Source organism: Curtobacterium sp. MCJR17_043 (assembly GCF_003224315.2).
GTDB lineage: Bacteria > Actinomycetota > Actinomycetes > Actinomycetales > Microbacteriaceae > Curtobacterium.
The window spans coordinates 1,851,824-1,867,916 of sequence record NZ_CP126259.1 but is presented as its reverse complement, the minus strand read 5'-3'; the positions used below and the strand labels follow the sequence as shown (position 1 = coordinate 1,867,916).

At 73.9% G+C, this 16,093-nt stretch carries 16 protein-coding genes and 3 pseudogenes; 17 read left to right on the top strand and 2 right to left on the bottom strand.

The features are described 5' to 3' along the window. Nucleotides 1–665: 665 nt before the first annotated feature. From DEJ15_RS09705 to DEJ15_RS18320, 10 genes and pseudogenes are all read left to right on the top strand, one after another. Complete coding sequence (locus tag DEJ15_RS09705; RefSeq protein ID WP_284174899.1) at nucleotides 666–1,925, top strand: discoidin domain-containing protein; 1,260 nt, start codon at nucleotides 666–668, stop codon at nucleotides 1,923–1,925. Next, on the top strand, nucleotides 1,900–2,256 hold the full coding sequence (locus DEJ15_RS09700; protein ID WP_284174898.1) for a discoidin domain-containing protein: 357 nt from the start codon (nucleotides 1,900–1,902) through the stop codon (nucleotides 2,254–2,256). Before DEJ15_RS09705 ends, DEJ15_RS09700 begins: the two co-directional genes overlap by 26 nt. A gap of 90 nt (nucleotides 2,257–2,346) precedes the next feature. Next, nucleotides 2,347–3,075 (top strand): annotated as a pseudogene (locus tag DEJ15_RS09695) (NADPH-dependent F420 reductase); the annotation flags it as partial. A gap of 18 nt (nucleotides 3,076–3,093) precedes the next feature. Beyond that, nucleotides 3,094–3,534 (top strand): annotated as a pseudogene (locus DEJ15_RS18325) (SDR family NAD(P)-dependent oxidoreductase); the annotation flags it as partial. 157 nt (nucleotides 3,535–3,691) lie between these two features. Continuing rightward, nucleotides 3,692–4,072, top strand: coding sequence for an SDR family NAD(P)-dependent oxidoreductase (locus DEJ15_RS09690; RefSeq protein WP_284174897.1), 381 nt, complete (start codon nucleotides 3,692–3,694; stop codon nucleotides 4,070–4,072). 81 nt (nucleotides 4,073–4,153) lie between these two features. Continuing rightward, nucleotides 4,154–5,113 (top strand): alpha/beta hydrolase, encoded by a 960-nt coding sequence (locus DEJ15_RS09685; RefSeq protein WP_110825389.1) that lies wholly within the window; start codon nucleotides 4,154–4,156, stop codon nucleotides 5,111–5,113. Between the two features lie 122 nt (nucleotides 5,114–5,235). Then, complete coding sequence (locus DEJ15_RS09680; RefSeq protein ID WP_181419583.1) at nucleotides 5,236–5,697, top strand: nuclear transport factor 2 family protein; 462 nt, start codon at nucleotides 5,236–5,238, stop codon at nucleotides 5,695–5,697. 34 nt (nucleotides 5,698–5,731) lie between these two features. Further along, entirely contained in the window at nucleotides 5,732–6,100 is a 369-nt protein-coding gene (locus DEJ15_RS09675) for a nuclear transport factor 2 family protein (RefSeq protein ID WP_258365965.1), read from the top strand. 160 nt (nucleotides 6,101–6,260) lie between these two features. Beyond that, nucleotides 6,261–6,695, top strand: coding sequence for a MarR family winged helix-turn-helix transcriptional regulator (locus DEJ15_RS09670; protein WP_284174896.1), 435 nt, complete (start codon nucleotides 6,261–6,263; stop codon nucleotides 6,693–6,695). 80 nt (nucleotides 6,696–6,775) lie between these two features. Then, nucleotides 6,776–7,078: pseudogene (locus tag DEJ15_RS18320) on the top strand (ATP-binding protein); the annotation flags it as partial. Nucleotides 7,079–7,332: 254 nt separating this feature from the next. Here the strand turns inward: DEJ15_RS18320 and DEJ15_RS09665 are convergent. Next, entirely contained in the window at nucleotides 7,333–7,908 is a 576-nt protein-coding gene (locus DEJ15_RS09665; protein WP_284174895.1) for a hypothetical protein, read from the bottom strand. An 827-nt stretch (nucleotides 7,909–8,735) separates the two neighbouring features. On the opposite strand from DEJ15_RS09665, the gene DEJ15_RS09660 reads away from it, so the two are divergent. The 5 genes from DEJ15_RS09660 (at nucleotide 8,736) to DEJ15_RS09640 (ending at nucleotide 13,120) form a co-directional block, all read left to right on the top strand. Further along, nucleotides 8,736–9,338, top strand: a complete 603-nt coding sequence (locus tag DEJ15_RS09660; RefSeq protein WP_284174894.1) for a hypothetical protein — start codon at nucleotides 8,736–8,738, stop codon at nucleotides 9,336–9,338. Beyond that, nucleotides 9,235–9,573 (top strand): response regulator transcription factor, encoded by a 339-nt coding sequence (locus tag DEJ15_RS09655; protein WP_284174892.1) that lies wholly within the window; start codon nucleotides 9,235–9,237, stop codon nucleotides 9,571–9,573. The genes DEJ15_RS09660 and DEJ15_RS09655 overlap by 104 nt, the downstream gene beginning before the upstream one ends. Nucleotides 9,574–9,750: 177 nt before the next feature. Beyond that, nucleotides 9,751–10,485, top strand: coding sequence for an ABC transporter ATP-binding protein (locus tag DEJ15_RS09650; RefSeq protein ID WP_110825385.1), 735 nt, complete (start codon nucleotides 9,751–9,753; stop codon nucleotides 10,483–10,485). 2 nt (nucleotides 10,486–10,487) lie between these two features. Next, the gene (locus DEJ15_RS09645; RefSeq protein WP_110825384.1) at nucleotides 10,488–11,855 is read left to right on the top strand and encodes an ABC transporter permease family protein; all 1,368 of its coding nucleotides are present in this window, start codon (nucleotides 10,488–10,490) and stop codon (nucleotides 11,853–11,855) included. A gap of 53 nt (nucleotides 11,856–11,908) precedes the next feature. Beyond that, a complete protein-coding gene (locus tag DEJ15_RS09640; protein ID WP_349814684.1) occupies nucleotides 11,909–13,120 on the top strand; it encodes a glycosyltransferase in 1,212 nt (403 codons plus the stop codon). A 49-nt stretch (nucleotides 13,121–13,169) separates the two neighbouring features. Here the strand turns inward: DEJ15_RS09640 and DEJ15_RS09635 are convergent, their stop codons facing one another. Further along, nucleotides 13,170–13,769 (bottom strand): TetR/AcrR family transcriptional regulator, encoded by a 600-nt coding sequence (locus tag DEJ15_RS09635; protein WP_110825382.1) that lies wholly within the window; start codon nucleotides 13,767–13,769, stop codon nucleotides 13,170–13,172. Nucleotides 13,770–13,793: 24 nt separating this feature from the next. Here DEJ15_RS09635 and DEJ15_RS09630 point away from each other — a divergent pair, with 24 nt between their 5' ends. Together DEJ15_RS09630 and DEJ15_RS09625 are read left to right on the top strand one after the other, a co-directional pair. Further along, nucleotides 13,794–14,795 (top strand): hypothetical protein, encoded by a 1,002-nt coding sequence (locus DEJ15_RS09630; RefSeq protein WP_284174889.1) that lies wholly within the window; start codon nucleotides 13,794–13,796, stop codon nucleotides 14,793–14,795. A 155-nt stretch (nucleotides 14,796–14,950) separates the two neighbouring features. Beyond that, nucleotides 14,951–16,060, top strand: a complete 1,110-nt coding sequence (locus tag DEJ15_RS09625; RefSeq protein WP_110825380.1) for a fatty acid desaturase family protein — start codon at nucleotides 14,951–14,953, stop codon at nucleotides 16,058–16,060. Nucleotides 16,061–16,093: the final 33 nt, after the last annotated feature.

The following is a 16,093-nucleotide window of genomic DNA, read 5'->3' as shown; positions in this document are numbered from 1 at the left end:
GTCGATGGCCGGACTCGTCTACCACCAGGCCATGTCGAACCGCACCGTCGGCACCGAGGTCACCGACCGGCACACCTCCGACCCGCTCAGCCAGGTGTTCCGCGCGGCCGACGGGACGATCAGCTACGTGCTCGACAACCCCGACACCGTGCAGCACACGTACGACGTGTACGACGGCACCGAGGTCATCGGGCAGATCGCTGTCCCCGCGCAGACGCAGATCACCTCGCACCTCGACGCCCACCTGGCCGAGATCGAGGTGCACGCCGACGGCGACCCGAAGACCGTCGTCCCGGGGACGACCACCACGTTCACGGCGACCGGCCGCGACCAGTACGGCGCGACCGTCGACCTCGACGACGTCACCTGGTCCACCGACGCCGGCACGATCAGCGACTCCGGCGTCCTCCGCGCCGGCGAGCGGTCGGACCGGGCGACCGTCACCGCGACCGTCGGCGACGTGCACGGATCGGTCGCCTTCCGCGTCGCCCCGGCACCGGTCCTCACCGGGATCGACGTCACCCCCCGGCACCGAGCGGCTCGTCGTCGGCACGCCGCAGCGGTTCCGCGCCGCCGGCCACGACCAGTACGGCGACCCCGCCGCGCTGCCCGGTGACGTCAGCTGGACCTACACCGGGTCCGGCACGGTCGCCGCCGACGGCACCGTGACGACGACCGCCGCCGGCTCCGGGTACGTCGTCGCCACCGGCGCAGGCGTCGAGGGCGCCGCCGTCGTGGCGTCCGTCACGACGATCCCGGACGCCGCAGCCGGAGCCGACGTCACCGCGAGTTCGTCGGACGGCGGCAACACCGCCGGCAAGGCCGTCGACGGCGACCGCAGCACCCGCTGGGAGAGCGCGCACGGGGTCGACGACGTCGACTACACGATCGACCTCGGGCGCATGACCGACGTCACCACCGTGCGGGTCGACTGGGAGGCCGCCGCCGCCGAGCAGTACGTCGTCCAGGTGAAGGACGCCGCGGACGACGACTGGCGGGACGTCCGCACGGTCGAGAAGACCACCGCGGACGCCGACACCGTCGCGGTCGGCACGAGTGCCCGGTTCGTCCGCCTGCACATGACGCAGCGGCTGACCGGGTACGGCTACTCGATCTGGGAGGTGCACGTGTCCGGCACCCCGGCTGCCTCCGCCGTCGAGGTCGAGGACGTGCTCCTGGCACCGCGGTCGGCGACCGTCCGTCCCGCCGACACCGTCCGGCTCCGGGCGTACGGCTTCGACCGTGACGGGTACGGCGGCCTCCTCGCCACGGACCGACCGGCGTGGTCCGTCGCGGGCGGGGACGACGTCGGCACGGGCAGCGTCGACGGCGACGGCGTCGTGACCGCCGGACGTGACGGCGGTGCCACCGCGACCGTCACCGCCACCGTCGGACGGGCCTCCGCACAGGCGGCGGTGACCACCCTCGACGAGCACGCCGACGACGACGGAGCGGTCCTGCCCGGCCCGTCGCGGGACGTCGCGATCGGCAAGCCGGTGACCACGTCCTCCGACGAGCGCGGAGACCTCGCCGGCCGCAACGCGGTGGACGGGGACGGGGCCACGCGGTGGTCCAGCGCCGCCCGTGACGACCAGTGGATCGCCGTCGACCTCGGCGCCGTCGTGCCCGTCGACCAGGTCCAGGTCGACTGGGAGGCCGCCTCGGCCGAGGCCTACCGCATCCAGGTCCGGGACGACCCGCACGACGAGTGGCGGACGGTCGCCGGCGAGCAGCACGGCAGCGGCGGCACGGCGGCCCACCCGTTCGAGGACGTGTCCGCGCGGTACGTCCGCCTGCTCGCCGACCGCCGCCACACGGCGTACGGCGTCTCCCTGTGGGCCCTCCGCGTGTTCTCGACCGAGGGCGCCCCGACCCCCCGACCTCGCACACCGTGCGGCCGTGTCGTCCTCGGCCGACGAAGGTGACGGCGTCCCCGCCCGCAACGCCGTCGACGGGGACGCCGGCTCCCGCTGGGCGAGCGGGCACACCGACGACCAGTGGCTCGCGGTCGACCTCGGCGCGGAGCACGAGCTGCACGGAGCCGTCGTGCGGTGGGAGGACGCGTTCGGCCGCGCCTACCGCATCGAAGCGCGGAACGCGACGGACGACGGGTGGACGACGCTCGCGACCGAGACGGACGGTGACGGCGGGACCGACCGGCTCGACCTGCACGGCTCGTGGCGGTACGTCCGCCTGCACGGCGTCGAGCGCGCGACGCCGTACGGCTACTCGGTGTACGACTTCGAGATCCGGTAGGCCAGGACCGGATCGCAGGGCGCACGCCGTGCCGCGGTCGGGCAGTCGTGTCGCGACGGTCCGACCGCGGCGCGGTTACGTCGTCCGACGGATGCCCCGGCCGGGCAGGACCGCGGAACCTGGAGGGACCACGGCACCCACCACGTCAGGAGCACCCGCATGGCCAGCCCCACCCCCGTCCAGACCCTCGGCATCGTCGGCGCCGGCAACGTCGGCTCGCACATCGCCCGACGCGCCACCGAGACCGGCCTGGACGTCGTCATCGCGAACTCGCGCGGTCCTGAGACGCTCGAGACGCTCATCGCCGAGCTCGCCCCGCTCGCCGGCGCCGCGTCGGTGGCCGACGCGGCGAGGGCCGGCGACGTGGTCGTCGTCGCGATCCCGGTCACCGGCTACGCGGCGCTGCCCGCGGACGCCTTCGCGGGCAAGGTCGTCGTCGACACCGGCAACTACTACCCCGAGTACTCCGGCACGGTCGCCGAGCTCGAGCGGGACCCGCACCCCACGACCTCCGAGCTGCTGCAACGCGCGCTCCCCGGCGCCTCCGTCGTCAAGGCGCTCAACAACCTCGGCGCCGCCGACGTCACCACCGACGGTTCCCCGGCCGGCACCCCTGGCCGTCGGGCGCTGACGGTCGCGGGCGACGACGCCGACGCCAAGGCGGTCGTGGCCGGTCTGCTCGACCGCTTCGGGTTCGACGTCGTCGACGTCGGGCCCCTCAGCGAGGGGTGGCGGTACGAACGCGACCAGCCCGCGTACGGCGTCCGACACGACCGCGACGGCATGACCGCGGCGCTCGCTGCGGCACGTCGGTCCTGACGGGGAGGGACGACCATCGTGACCGAGCTGCTCAGCACCCCCTTCCCGGCGTCGGCCACCGCAGCCGACGTCCTCGCCGACGTCGACCTGCACGGCCGGCGGTACCTCGTCACGGGCGGCGGGTCCGGCATCGGCGCCGAGACCGCGCTCGCCCTCGCGGGTGCCGGCGCCGAGGTCGTCGTGGGCGTCCGCGACCCCGTCCGGGCCACCGCCACGCTCGAGCGCACGGGTCGGACGGCGGACCGGGTCCACGCGCGCCCGCTCGACCTCGCCGACCTCGCCTCGGTCCGCCGGTTCACCGACGCCTGGGCCGACGACGGGGTCGGTGCGCTCCACGGGGTCGTCGCGAACGCCGGCGTGATGGCGCTGCCCGATCGACAGCTCTCCGCCGTCGGGTGGGAGCTGCAGCTCGCGACGAACCACCTCGGACACCTCGCGCTCCTCCTCGGGCTCCGCGACGCCGTCGTCGAGGCCGGCGACGGACGCGTCGTCACGGTGAGTTCCACCGCCCATCTGCGGTCGCCGTTCCACTTCGAGGACCCCCCAGTTCGACGAGCGTCCCTACGACCGGTGGGCGGCGTACGCGCAGTCGAAGACGGCCGACGTCCTGCTCGCCGTGGGCGTCGCCGAACGGTGGGCGGCGGACGGCGTCGTCGCGAACAGCCTGATGCCGGGGTGGATCACGACCGGGCTGCAACGGCACCTCGACGACGACACCCTGCGCGCCATGGGCGCGATGGACGAGGCGGGCAACCGCATCGAGCAACCGTTCTACAAGACCCCGGCGCAGGGGGCCGCGACCTCGACGCTGCTCGTCGCCTCGCCGACCGTGTCCGGCGTGACCGGGCGGTACTTCGAGGACAACCAGGAGGCCCCGGTGCTCGACGACGGCACGGGTCACGACCGCGGTGTCGCCCGGTACGCCCTCGACCGGGGGGAACGCCGACCGCCTCTGGGAGCTCGGCACGAGCGTGCTCTGAGCGGATACGTCAGCTGACGGATGCCGCACCGTCGGCCCTGCTGCGAACGTGGGGACCGCCCCACCCATCCCACCGACACCCCGACAAGGAGCAACACCATGGCCGGAAACCCGAAGGGCATCGCCCTCGAGCCCGCCGCGCAGGAGTTCGTCGACGCGACGTCCACCCCGCCCTTCCTCAACGAGCTGCCGCCGGCGGAGGGCCGGAAGGCCGTCGACGCGGTCCAGGACACCCCGATCTTCAAGCCCGACGTCGACGAGGAGTGGCTCGAGATCGAGGGCGGCCCGACCGGCACCGTGCGGATCCGCCTCGTGAAGCCGGCCGGCACGACGGCGAACCTGCCCGTCATCCTCTACGTGCACGGCGCCGGCTGGGTGTTCGGTGACGCCCACACCCACGACCGGCTGGTCCGTGACCTGGCGATCGGGTCGAACGCCGCCGTCGTCTTCCCCGAGTACGACCGGTCGCCGGAGGCCGGCCACCCGGTCGCCCTCGAGCAGTCGTACGCAGCGGCGCAGTGGGTCGTCCGCGAGGGCAGCGACAAGGGCCTCGACGCGTCCCGCTTCGCCGTCTCCGGCGACTCCGTCGGCGGCAACATGGCGATCGCACTCTCGCTGCTCGCCGCCGAGCGCGGGGACGTCGAGTTCGTCAAGCTCGTGGCGTTCTACCCGGTGACCGACGCCGCGTTCGACACCGGCTCGTACCAGGAGTTCGCCGAGGGCTACTTCCTCACCCGCGCCGGCATGCAGTGGTACTGGGACCAGTACACGACCGACGAGACGGTCCGCGCACTCCCGACGGTGTCGCCGCTGCGCGCGCCGCTCGAGACCCTCGCGACGCTGCCCGAGACGCTCGTGATCACGGCAGAGGCCGACGTGCTCCGCGACGAAGGCGAGGCCTTCGCAGCACGCTTGCGTGAGGCAGGGGTCAAGGCGACGAACGCCCGCTTCGGCGGCATCACGCACGACTTCGTGATGGTCAACTCGCTGCACGACACCGAGGCCGCGAAGCACGCGCTCCTGCTGGCCACCGCCTCCCTGCGCGCGGCCCTGGCCTGACGGCCGCGGGCGCGGTGGTGTCCCAGACCCGACCCACCGCGCCCGTCCGTCCGTCCGTCCGTCCGCACGACCACGACCGGGACCACGACCGGGACCACGAACACGACCACCGAGGAGCAGCCGTGACCGAGACACTCGAGACCCTCGTCGCCCGCGAGGAGATCCGGACCCTGCTGGCGACCTACGCCCGCGGCGCCGACCGCCGCGACGCCCGTCTCGAGGCGTCCGTGTTCACCGACGACGGCGTCGTCGTCCTCTTCCAGGGCGACCCGTCGACCTCCGACCCGGTCGACACGATCCGCGGGCGGGAACGCCTCGAGGAGACGTTCGCCGGCCTCGTCGAGCAGTACGACGTGACGACCTACCTCACCGGCCAGTCGACCATCCGCTTCACCGGCGCCGACGAAGCCGAGGGCGAGACGTACTGCGTCGCCTTCCACGTCCTGCACGAGGGCGAGCAGCGGACCCTCCTGACGATGTCGATCCGCTACCTCGACCGCTTCGTCCGCGTGGACGGCGCCTGGGCGATCGCGGTCCGACACCTGGTGTTCGACTGGACCGACCGCGCACCGTCCCACCCCTGATCCCCGACCACCCACGACCCGTCCGGAGCCCGCTGTGTCCCAACCCCTCGAGTCCCTCATGCACGCCAACCTGTTCGACGTGTTCGGCGAACGCGACCCCGAGCGCCGACGGCAGGCGATCGCGCGCACCTACGCACCCGACGTCGCCTTCCTCGACCCCGACGAGGTCGTCGTCGGGCACGAGGCCCTGCACGCCAAGGCCCAGCGGCTGCTCGACGAGGCCCCCGGCTTCGTCTTCTCGCCTGCCGGCCCCGTGTACGAGAACCACGGCATGGGGTACCTCGCCTGGCACTTCGGCCCCGACGGCCAGCCGCCGGTCGTGTCCGGGATGGACATCTGCTTCATCGAGGGCGACGTCATCGCGAAGGTGTACACCCTGCTGACGAGCGCACCGCCCGCCTGACGGTCGGACCAGTCCCCGCCGGACGCCCTGCCATGATGGTCGGGCGTCCGGCGGTCGGGCGACGGGAGGTGACGGACGATGGCAGCCCACGGCGAGGTGCCCCCCGGAGTCGCCGTACGCGTTCCTCACCGACGAGCAGATCCGGGTCTGGTACGCCTGGATGAAGCTGCAACTCCGGCTCCGGTACGAGATGAACCGGCAGCTCCGCGCGGACAGCGACATCTCGCTCGCCGACTACGACGTCCTGGTCGCCCTCACGAGCGAGCCCGGCGGTGAGATGACGATGACCGCCCTCGCGACGCGCATCGGCTGGGAGCGGAGCCGTGCCTCCCACCACACGAAGCGCCTCGCCGAGCGCGGCCTCCTCGAGCTCCGCCGCTGGGAACAGGACCGACGGAGCACCGCGGTCGCGCTGACGGACGACGGCTGGCAGGCCCTGCGCGACGCGACGCCCGCCCACACGGAACTCGTCAAGCAGATGTTCTTCAGCGGGCTCGACAGCGCGGAGTTGCCGGGCTTCGCCGACGTCCTCGAGCGGGTGTACGAGACCGTCATCGACCACGGCACCCTCCCGCGGCCGGCGGACCACCCGTAGCGACCGCTCGGCTTGCCCACCGGGACCGCACCCCGTACGTTTGAGTGAAAGATCACGCAAACCGGCGGGGAGGACCGACGATGGGTGCAGACGGACTCGCTGCGAGCCTCCAGGGCGGGACGGACGACGGCGTCCTGCGCCTCCGCACGGACGACCAGCGCCCGCTCCTCGGTCGCGACGAGGAGCTCGCCGCCCTGACCGCCCTGCTCGACCGGTCGGGCGGAGGCGGCACCGCCGTACTCGTCGAGGGCGAAGCCGGCGTGGGCAAGACCGCCCTCGTCGCCGCGGTCGAGGCACACGCCCGCCATGCCGGACACCGCGTCCTCCGGTGCACGGGCGTCCAGGGGTCGAACGCCGTCGGGTTCGACGGTCTGCACGAGTTGCTCCACCCCCCTGATCCCGTACGCCGACGCCCTGCCGGGACGGCAGCGCGCCGCCCTGCTCACCGCCCTCGCCGTCGAGGACGGCCCCGTGCCGGACCGCCTCCTCGTGAGCACCGCGGCCCTCGGCCTGCTCGAGGAGGCCGCGGCGCACCGACCGGTCCTCGTCCGCGTCGAGGACCTGCACTGGGTGGACCGCTCGAGCGCCGAGGTGCTCGACTTCATCGGGCTGCGGCTCTCGAACGCGCCGATCGTGGTCATCGCGACCGCACGCACCGGGCACGAACCCACCGGTACCCTCCCCTGCTCCGCGGCCCGCCTCGAGCTCGGCCCCCCTGCCGGAGGACGCCGCGGAGGCCCTCCTCGCCGAGCGCGCCGGCGGACTGTCCGAGACCGCGCGTCGGCGCATCCTCGCCGAGGCCGGCGGCAACCCGCTGGCCCTCCGCGAGCTCCCGGCCGCGCTCGCCGCCACCGGCGCCGCCGGGACCTCCCTCGCCACCCGGCTCCCGACCACCCGTCGGCTCGAGCAGGCGTTCCTCGACCAGCTCTCCGCCGTCCCGGCCGGCAGCCGGGCACTGTTGGTCCTCGCGGCGGCCGCCGACGATGCCGTGCTCCAGGACGTCATGGCGGCGGCGCGGACCATGGACCTCGGGCTGGCCGACCTCGGGCCGCTCGAGGTCCGCGGACTCCTCCGGACGGACCTGGCCGCCCTGCACTTCCGGCACCCGCTCCTCCGGTCCGCCGTCCTCGGGAGCGCGACCGCCGCGGAACTCGCCGCCGCGCACCGCGCGCTCGCGTCGGTCGCCCGCGACGAGACCCGAGCCGCATGGCACCGCGCCTCCGCCACGTTCGAGCGCGACGAGACCATCGCCGCCGACCTCGAGACGGTCGCCCGACGCGCCGAGCAGCGCGGCGCACGGCCGGAGGCGGTCCGCGCGTACGAACGCGCGGCCACCCTGTCGCAGGGGGGACGTCGGGCGGGCCCGTCGGCTCGGACGTGCCGCGGAGACCGCGCGGGCCGCCGGCATGACGAACGAGGCGATCGAGCTCCTCGAGCAGGTGGACGCCCTGGCCGGCGACCCGGACACCGTGACCGCCACCGCCGTGACCCGCACCGTCCTCAGCCTCACCACGGGGTCACCCGTCGCTGGCCGCATCGAGACGGACCGCGTCCGGTCCGTGCTGGGCGGCGCCGAGCACACCGACCGGCTCGTGGAGGTCCTCTGGGTCTGGGCACTGAGCGTCCGCGGGCGGAACCTGCCCCGCGCGGAGTGGCACGCGATCGAGACACAGCTGCGCAGCCTGTCCTCCTCGAGTCCGCTGAAGCCGGTCGCACTCGCCCTGCTCAACCCGTTCGGGACGGCTCCCGCGGCCCGGGCGGACCTCCCGCACCTCGTCCCACAGCTCACCGACTCGCCCCTCGGCATGGCCTCCCTCGCGATCGCCGCCGAGTCCCTGCAGGACCTCGAGACCGCGCTGACGTGCTGGGAACTCGCCTACGAGCGCGCGCACGAGCTCGGCGCGGTGGCCGACGAGGCCCAGGCCCTCCGCGGGCGCGCCACGGTCCTCCTGCTCCGCGGGCGGATCCGCGATGCAGTCGCCGACGCCGAGTACGCCGTCCGGATGGCCAGCGAGAGCCACCTCCCCCCTCGTCGCCGGGATGGCGTACGGAACGCTCGCGCGGGCGCACGCCCTGCTCGGCGACGCCGAGGCCGCCGCGCAGGCGCTCCGGGACGGCTCGGCCCGCTCCCTGGGCGGACGGCTCGCGCTCGCCAGTGCCGACGCACGCTGGGCGGCAGGCCTCGTCGCGCTCGGGCAGCACCGGTACCGGGACGCGCAGATCGAGTTCACGCACATGACGGTGCACCCGACACGCTCGCTCTGGGCCATCGCGGACCGCACCGAGGCCGCCGTGCACGGCGGTCGGCCGGAGTCGGTGACCGAGACACTCGCCCAGGCCGAGGCCGTGGCGAGCACCTTCCGGTCCGCGCACCTCACCGCCCTCGTGCTCCGCAGCCGGGCGCTGCTCGCTCCGGCGGACCGTGCCGAGTCCTGGTTCGTCCGGGCCGTCGAGGCGGGCCAGCTGAGCGAGTCCCCCCGTCGAGCTCGCGCGCACACGCCTGCTCTTCGGCGAGTGGCTCCGACGGGAACGCCGCGTCGTGGAGGCCCGCACCCACCTCCGGGAGGCGCTCGCCGAGTTCGTCGCCGCGGGCACCGCCGGGTTCGCCGCACGGGCCGCCGCGGAACTCCGCGCCGCCGGTGAGGCCCCACCCAACGGCACCTCCGGCGCGCCGTCGGCGAGCGCCCCGCTCACCCCGCAAGAGCTGCAGATCGCCCGGCTGGCGGCAGCGGGGATGTCGAACCGCGAGATCGCGGACCGGATCTACCTGTCGCACCGCACGGTGAGCACCCACCTGTACAAGGTCTTCCCGAAGCTCGGTGTCAGCAGCCGCGCCGGACTCGCGGAGGCGCTCGCCGCGACCGGACACGCCGACTAGGCCCGACCGGCTCGCCTACGTCAGTCGACGGATGCCGACAGGGCGGTGCGCCTGCGACGCTCGTCGGACGGCCCGGGGCGAAGGACACGGAGCTGCCCGTGGAGGTGGAGCGCGCTCCACCCTCCGTCTCGTGCCTGCACCCGTGACCGGACGACCAGACCGAGGTGGACTGACGCCATGACCGAACCACTCCTCCATGCAGAGGACCTCATCAAGTCGTTCCCCGGCCCGGACCAGGGTCGGGTCGAGGTGTTGCGCGGTGTCTCCCTCGCCGTGCTGCCGGGCGAGTTCGTCGCGATCGTCGGGCCGAGCGGCTCCGGCAAGTCGACGCTCCTCTACTGCCTGTCCGCCCTCGAGCCCTACGACAGCGGGTCGGTGTCCATCACCGGGCAGCGACTCGGGACCCTGCGACCGAAGCAACTGCAGACCCTGCGCCGCTCCACCGTCGGCTTCGTCTTCCAGTCGTTCAACCTCATCCCCTCGCTGACGGCCCGGCAGAACATCGCACTCCCCGCCAGCCTCGCGCACCGTGCGGTCTCCACCGCCGAGGTCGACGCGGCACTGGCATCGGTCGGGCTCGCCGACCGTGGGGACCACCGTCCGGGGAGCCTGTCCGGCGGGCAGCAGCAGCGGGTCGCGATCGCCCGGGTCCTGGCGTCCCGCCCGGAGGTCGTCTTCGCCGACGAGCCCACCGGCGCGCTCGACACCACGGCCGGTGACGCGGTGCTCGGGCTCCTGCGGCAGGTGGCGTCCGGCGACCGCGCGGTCGTGATGGTGACGCACGACCTCGAGGCCGCCGCCCGCGCGGACCGGGTGCTCGTGCTGCGGGACGGCTCGATCCACCGGGAACTCGTCCGTCCGAGCGCGGGGCAGGTCCTCGACGCGCTCACCGCCGCTGCCCAGGAGGCGTGACGATGCTCCGACTCGTCCTCAGCGACCTCCGGTACAACGCCGGGATCTGGGTCGGGGCGCTGGTCGTCAGCGCGGCGACGGCCGTGGCCCTGGCGGTCGCGGCGGCCATGGTCGAGACCGGGATCGCGCTGATCGCCTCGGGTGACGAACTCGACCTGCTGCGCGCAGCCGGCCTGGGCACCCTGGCGACGCTGGTCGTGGTGCTCACGGTCGTCGCGGTGGCCGCGGTGCTCGGCAGCGTGACCCGACTGACGATCGACCTGCAGCGCCGGGGGTACGCGCTCTGGCAGCTAGCGGGCGTCCCGTCCCGGACCGTCACGGTCGTCGTCCGGATCCAGCTCGGCGTGGTCGCCATCGTCGGGAGCACCCTCGGGTGCCTCGTCGTCGCGCCCGTCGCGCCGGCCGTCCTGCACCTCGGGCTCTCGGCCTCGGACGGGCTCCGCGACCTCGACGAGCGCTTCGACGTCGTCGGCGGGGTCGCCGTCGTCGTCGCCGTGACGGCGGTCGTCGTCCTCAGCAGTCTCCGGTCGTCCCGTCGCGCCGGTCGGGTCCGCCCCGTCGAAGTCCTCCGCGACCCTGACGCAGCGGCGGGTCGGACGAGCTGGGGACGGTGGACGCTCGCGGGCGTCGCCGTCGTGCTCGCCGCCCTGCTGACGTCGAGCCTCGCAGCCGGTGGAGTGCGTGCGTCCACCTCGGTCCTGCTCATCGGGCCGTTCCTCACCGCAGCCGCCGTCGCCGTCGGGCCGACGCTGTTCCCGGTCGTGCTGCGCGCCTGGACCGCCGTCCTGCCGGCGCACTGGTCGGCGTCGTGGTTCCTGGCCCGGAACGCCGCGGCCTCCGCGGTCGGCCGGAGCAGCGCGACGGTCGGTGCCCTCGTCCTCACGATCGCGCTCCCGGCCAGCATCACGGGCGGGTTCGCGACCACCGCCGACGCCGTCCGGCGGTCCACCGGCGGGGACGGACCCGGACTCGATCCGCAGAGCCTCCTCCTCATGCTCGGCGGACCGCTGCTCGTCTCGCTGTCCGGAGCCGCCGCGACCGTGCTCATGGCCGGGCGGACCCGTGAGCAGGAGGCCGCGCTCGTCGAGGCCGCGGGCGGGTCCCGGTCGGTCGTCCTGGCCCGGGCCGCCTGGGAGTCGGTCGTCCTCGTCGGGACCGCGGTGCTCGTGTCGGCTGTCGTCCTGGTGGTGAGCGGCGTCGCGCAGGCGATCGCCCTCGGGGTCACCGTCCCCGGCACGTCGCCCGACGTCGGACTGGGTGTGGCCGGCCCGGCCACGCTGGTGAGCCTCGTCCTGATGGTGGCCGCCAGCACGCTCCCGCTCGTCGTCGGGCGCCACCGCAGCATCCCGCTCGTCCTCGCCGCGGACTGAACCCGGTCCACCACGGCCGTGTCGGGCCTCCCGGCCGGACAGGCTGCTCCGCCGTGCCCGCCCGGCCGGCGCACCCTCCCGATCCCCACGAACCCACGAACCCTGGAAGGACGCACCATGCGCATCCTCTTCTCCGGTGTCCCCGCACTCGGACACCTGCTCCCCCCCTCGTCCCCCTCGTCCGCGCCGCCGCGACGGCGGGGCACGACGTCGCCGTCCTCACCAGCGGCGGCATGCGGGACGCCCTCGCCGCCGAACTGCCCGGGGTACCGGTCCTGGCAGCGGGCCCCATGCCTCCCGAGCTGTTCGCGGAGGTGGCCCGGCGCCTCCCCGGCAGCGACCCGGCGAACCGACCGGAACCCGCGGCCGTCGCCGAGTTCTTCGCCGGGACGCGGGTCGACCTCACCGTCGACGACGCCGTCCGCGAAGCGAGGACGTGGGGTCCGGACGTCGTCGTGGCCGACGCGGTCGACCTGGTGGGACCGCTCGTCGCGGCGACGCTCGGCGTCCCGTACGCCGTCGTCGCGTTCGGACCGGAGGTGCCCGATGCGTTCCGACGTCCGATGACGGAGCTCGTGCTCCCCCCGGTACGCGGGCCGGGGCCTGGTGCCGTCACCCCCCGGTGGCGCTGCTCGACCCGACGCCGGCGTCCCTGCAGGCGTCCGGGTGGACGCAGCACCCCCCTGACCGTCCCGTTCCGGGCGGAGCCGCACAGCCGTCCGGGCGACACCACTCCGCTGCCGCCGTTCCCGGCGTCCGAGCGGCCGCGCGTGCTCGTCACGCTCGGGACGGTGTTCGGGGACGCCGCACTCCTGACGGCGATCATCGACGGCCTCCACCCTGACGAGGCGGACGTCCTCGCGACGGTCGGCGTGATCGGGGACCACCTCGAGGACACCGACCACGTCCACCACGTGCCGTTCCGGCCGATGCGAGAGCTGCTGGACGGCGTCGACGTCGTGGTGAGCGCTGCGGGAGCGGGTACGGTGCTCGCGGCCGCGAGTGTCGGCGTCCCGATGGTGCTGCTCCCCCAGGGCGCCGACCAGTTCATCAACGCCGAGCGTGCTGCCGCGGCCGACGTCGCCGTGGTGGTCGACGAGCCCGCTGCCGTCGGGCCGGCGGTGCACGCGGTGCTCGCCGGGTCGCGCCATGCCGCCGCGGCCCGTCGGCTCCGCGAGGAGAACGAGCAGCGTCCGAGCGCCGGGGACGCGATCGCCGTGCTCGTGGACCGCGTGACCCGCGCCACGAGCGCCGCCGAGCGGTGACCCGGCGGGCCCTGGGCCGCCGACCGGCCCGGGGCCCCGGCAGGCGGCGTCAGACCTCGGTCAGCCCGGGTCCTCCGGGACCCGGACCGATGACCGACGCCACGAACCGACGGGCATCCTCGTCGTCGTGCTCGTGCAGCCGCATGCCGAGCAACGTGTTGATGAGCATCCCCTTGGCGAGGAACGTCTCGGCGGCCGACGGCGTGAGGTGGGCGTCGTCGACGAGGAACCGGAGGATCCGCGTGAACCCCTCCCGCGCGACCGGCCCGATCACGGGGTCCGCACCGAGCATGTACGACTGCATCACGATGAGGTGGACGCCGTCCTCGGTCGCGAGCGTCCGGTACGCCTCGCCGAGTCGGGACTCGACCGTGCCCGGTTGCCCGTCGTCCAGCGCCGCACGGAACGTGTCGAGGACCGCTTCGAGACAGCCGTCGATGACCGCGAGGAACAGGTTCTCCTTCGACCCGAACATCCGGACGACGTAGGGCTGGCTGATCCCGGCGGCCTTCGCGATCCGCTCGGTGGTCGCCCCGTGGTACCCCTCGCGGGCGAACACGGCGGCCGCGGCGGCCAGGGTCGCCTCCCGCCGCTGACTGCCCGCCATGCGCTCCGCTGCCCTGGGGACCGGACCCCTTGCCGTCGTCATGCCCCGAGGGTATCATCCGATTCCATGAGTAATGAATCGATTACTAACCAACGCTCCTCCGTTCCCTCGCTCCCGCCGCTCCGCCGGGTCCTCCCGGTCCTCGTCGTACAGGTGCTCGTCGCGATGGCCATCGCCGGTGCGTTCGCCGGCCTCTACATCGGACTGCAGAAGGCCCCCGTGCCGCACCACCTGCCGGTCGCGGTCGTCGGCGCACAGCTCGCCGACGCGGCCTCGACGGCGCTCGGTGACTCCGCCGACGTCCGTCCGGTCGACTCCGCAGCCGCCGCTCGCGCCCTCGTCCGCTCACACGACGTCGTCGCCGCGCTCGTCCCCGCTGCCGGCGGATCGACGCTCGCCGTCGCCGGCGCGGACGGGCGGAGCGCGACCGGTGCGGCGACGGCCATGCTGAGCGGTGTCGCCCGGGCCGGCGGCGTCCCGGTGACCCGCACCCAGGACCTCGTCCCGCTCGTGACCGGGGACGGGCAGGGCATCGCGGGCTTCTACCTCGTGTTCGGCACCACGCTCGCCGCCTTCGTCCTCGCCCAGATCATGAACTCCCTCGGCACCCTGGCCGGCCTGCGGGTGCGCGTAGCGGTCACCGTCATCGGGAGCATCGCCGCGGCCGTCGTCGTGGCCGTCATCGCCGGACCGGTCGCCGGCGCCGTCCCCGCGGCCCCCCGCTGTCGTCGTCGGCGTGCTGGCGCTGCTCGCGGTGGCCGTCTCGCTGTCGACCCTGGCCATCACCGCCCTCCTCGGCCCGATGGGCGTCGTCGTGTCCACGCTCGTGTTCACCACCCTCGGCAACGCGACCAGCGGCGCGACGGTGAGCACACACCTCCTGCCGCCGTTCCTGTCCGCCGTCGGTGGCGCACTGCCGCCCGGAGCGGCGTTCGGGGCGGTGACGGCGGCCAGCTACTTCGACGGCGCCGGCGTCGGCCGCGCACTCCTGACGCTCGGCCTGTGGATCACCGGAGCCGCGATCGCGTTGTCCGCCGCCGCCGCCCGTCGCCGTGCCGTCCGGCATGACCGCCGCTCGCCGTCGGCCTGAGCCGAGCGACATGCTCCGTCCTTCCTGAGCACTCACAGGACTCCGCATCTCCATCGCCTATCGTGGCGACCAGCGCGATCGCGCGAACAGCCCACGCCGGTGCAGACCGGCGGCGACGGAAGGTCGGTCTGCGTTGACCACCACCCCGATCCAGCCCGGCTACACCCGCACCCGGCCTGCAACCGGTCCCAGGGGCTCGAGCACGTCCACCTACTCGGCCGTCCTCGCGCAGGTCAAGCAGCACGACCTGCTCCGCCGCCGCACCGGGTTCTACTGGTCGCTGTTCGGCTCGCTCGTCGGCACGCTCGCACTCGCGTGGATCGCCTTCGCCGTGCTGGGCGAGTCGTGGTTCCAGCTCATCGTCGCCGGCGCGCTCGGCGTGGTCTTCACCCAGTTCGCCTTCCTGTCGCACGAGGCCGCGCACCGTCAGGTGTTCGCCTCACAGCGCTGGAACGACCGCGCCGGCCGCTACGTCGGCACGTTCCTGGTCGGCCTGAGCTACTCGTGGTGGATGACCAAGCACACCCGCCACCACGGCAACCCGAACACGATCGGGAAGGACCCGGACATCGCCGCCGGCGTCATCCGGTTCACGCCCGAGGACGCAGCGGAGACCCGGGGTGCGCGGAGCGTCTTCACCCGGTTCCAGGGGTGGCTGTTCTTCCCGCTCCTGACGCTCGAGGGCATCAACCTGCACTGGTCCGCCGTGCACACCGTGCTGACCGGCGCCGACACCAAGGCCGACGTCCGGGCACGCGTGCTCGAGGCGACGCTCCTCGTCCTGCGCTTCGGCATCTACCTGACCGTGCTCTTCTGGTTCCTGCCGTTCGGCATGGCGTGCGCGTTCCTCGGTGTGCAGCTCGCCGTCTTCGGCGTCATGATGGGTGCCTCGTTCGCCCCGAACCACAAGGGCATGCCGACCATCGCGCACGACGCCAAGGTCGACTTCTTCTCGCGCCAGGTGCGCACCTCGCGCAACATCCGCGGCGGTTGGTGGGTGTCGTTCCTCATGGGCGGCCTGAACTACCAGGTCGAGCACCACCTGTTCCCGTCGATGCCGCGACCGGCCCTGAAGAAGGCCCGGCTGCTCGTCCGTCAGCACTGCGAGACGCTCGACGTCCCCTACACGGAGACGACGCTCCTGCGCTCGTACGGCATCGTCGTCCGCTACCTCAACCGCGTCGGCCTGGCCGCCCGCGACCCTTTCACCTGCCCGATGGTCTCGGAGCTCCGCATCCACTGACGGGTCGGCGAACCGCACCGCGCTCCCACCCGT

What these genes read in the sequence shown, in the direction of transcription:
- DEJ15_RS09660 (WP_284174894.1), top strand. Translation starts at nt 8,736, where the DNA reads ATGGCGTACGGAACGCTCGCGCGGGCGCACGCCCTGCTCGGCGACGCC.
- DEJ15_RS09650 (WP_110825385.1), top strand. Translation starts at nt 9,751, where the DNA reads ATGACCGAACCACTCCTCCATGCAGAGGACCTCATCAAGTCGTTCCCC.
- DEJ15_RS09630 (WP_284174889.1), top strand. Translation starts at nt 13,794, where the DNA reads ATGAGTAATGAATCGATTACTAACCAACGCTCCTCCGTTCCCTCGCTC.
- DEJ15_RS09635 (WP_110825382.1), bottom strand. Translation starts at nt 13,769, where the DNA reads ATGACGACGGCAAGGGGTCCGGTCCCCAGGGCAGCGGAGCGCATGGCG.
- DEJ15_RS09645 (WP_110825384.1), top strand. Translation starts at nt 10,488, where the DNA reads ATGCTCCGACTCGTCCTCAGCGACCTCCGGTACAACGCCGGGATCTGG.
- DEJ15_RS09685 (WP_110825389.1), top strand. Translation starts at nt 4,154, where the DNA reads ATGGCCGGAAACCCGAAGGGCATCGCCCTCGAGCCCGCCGCGCAGGAG.
- DEJ15_RS09670 (WP_284174896.1), top strand. Translation starts at nt 6,261, where the DNA reads ATGAAGCTGCAACTCCGGCTCCGGTACGAGATGAACCGGCAGCTCCGC.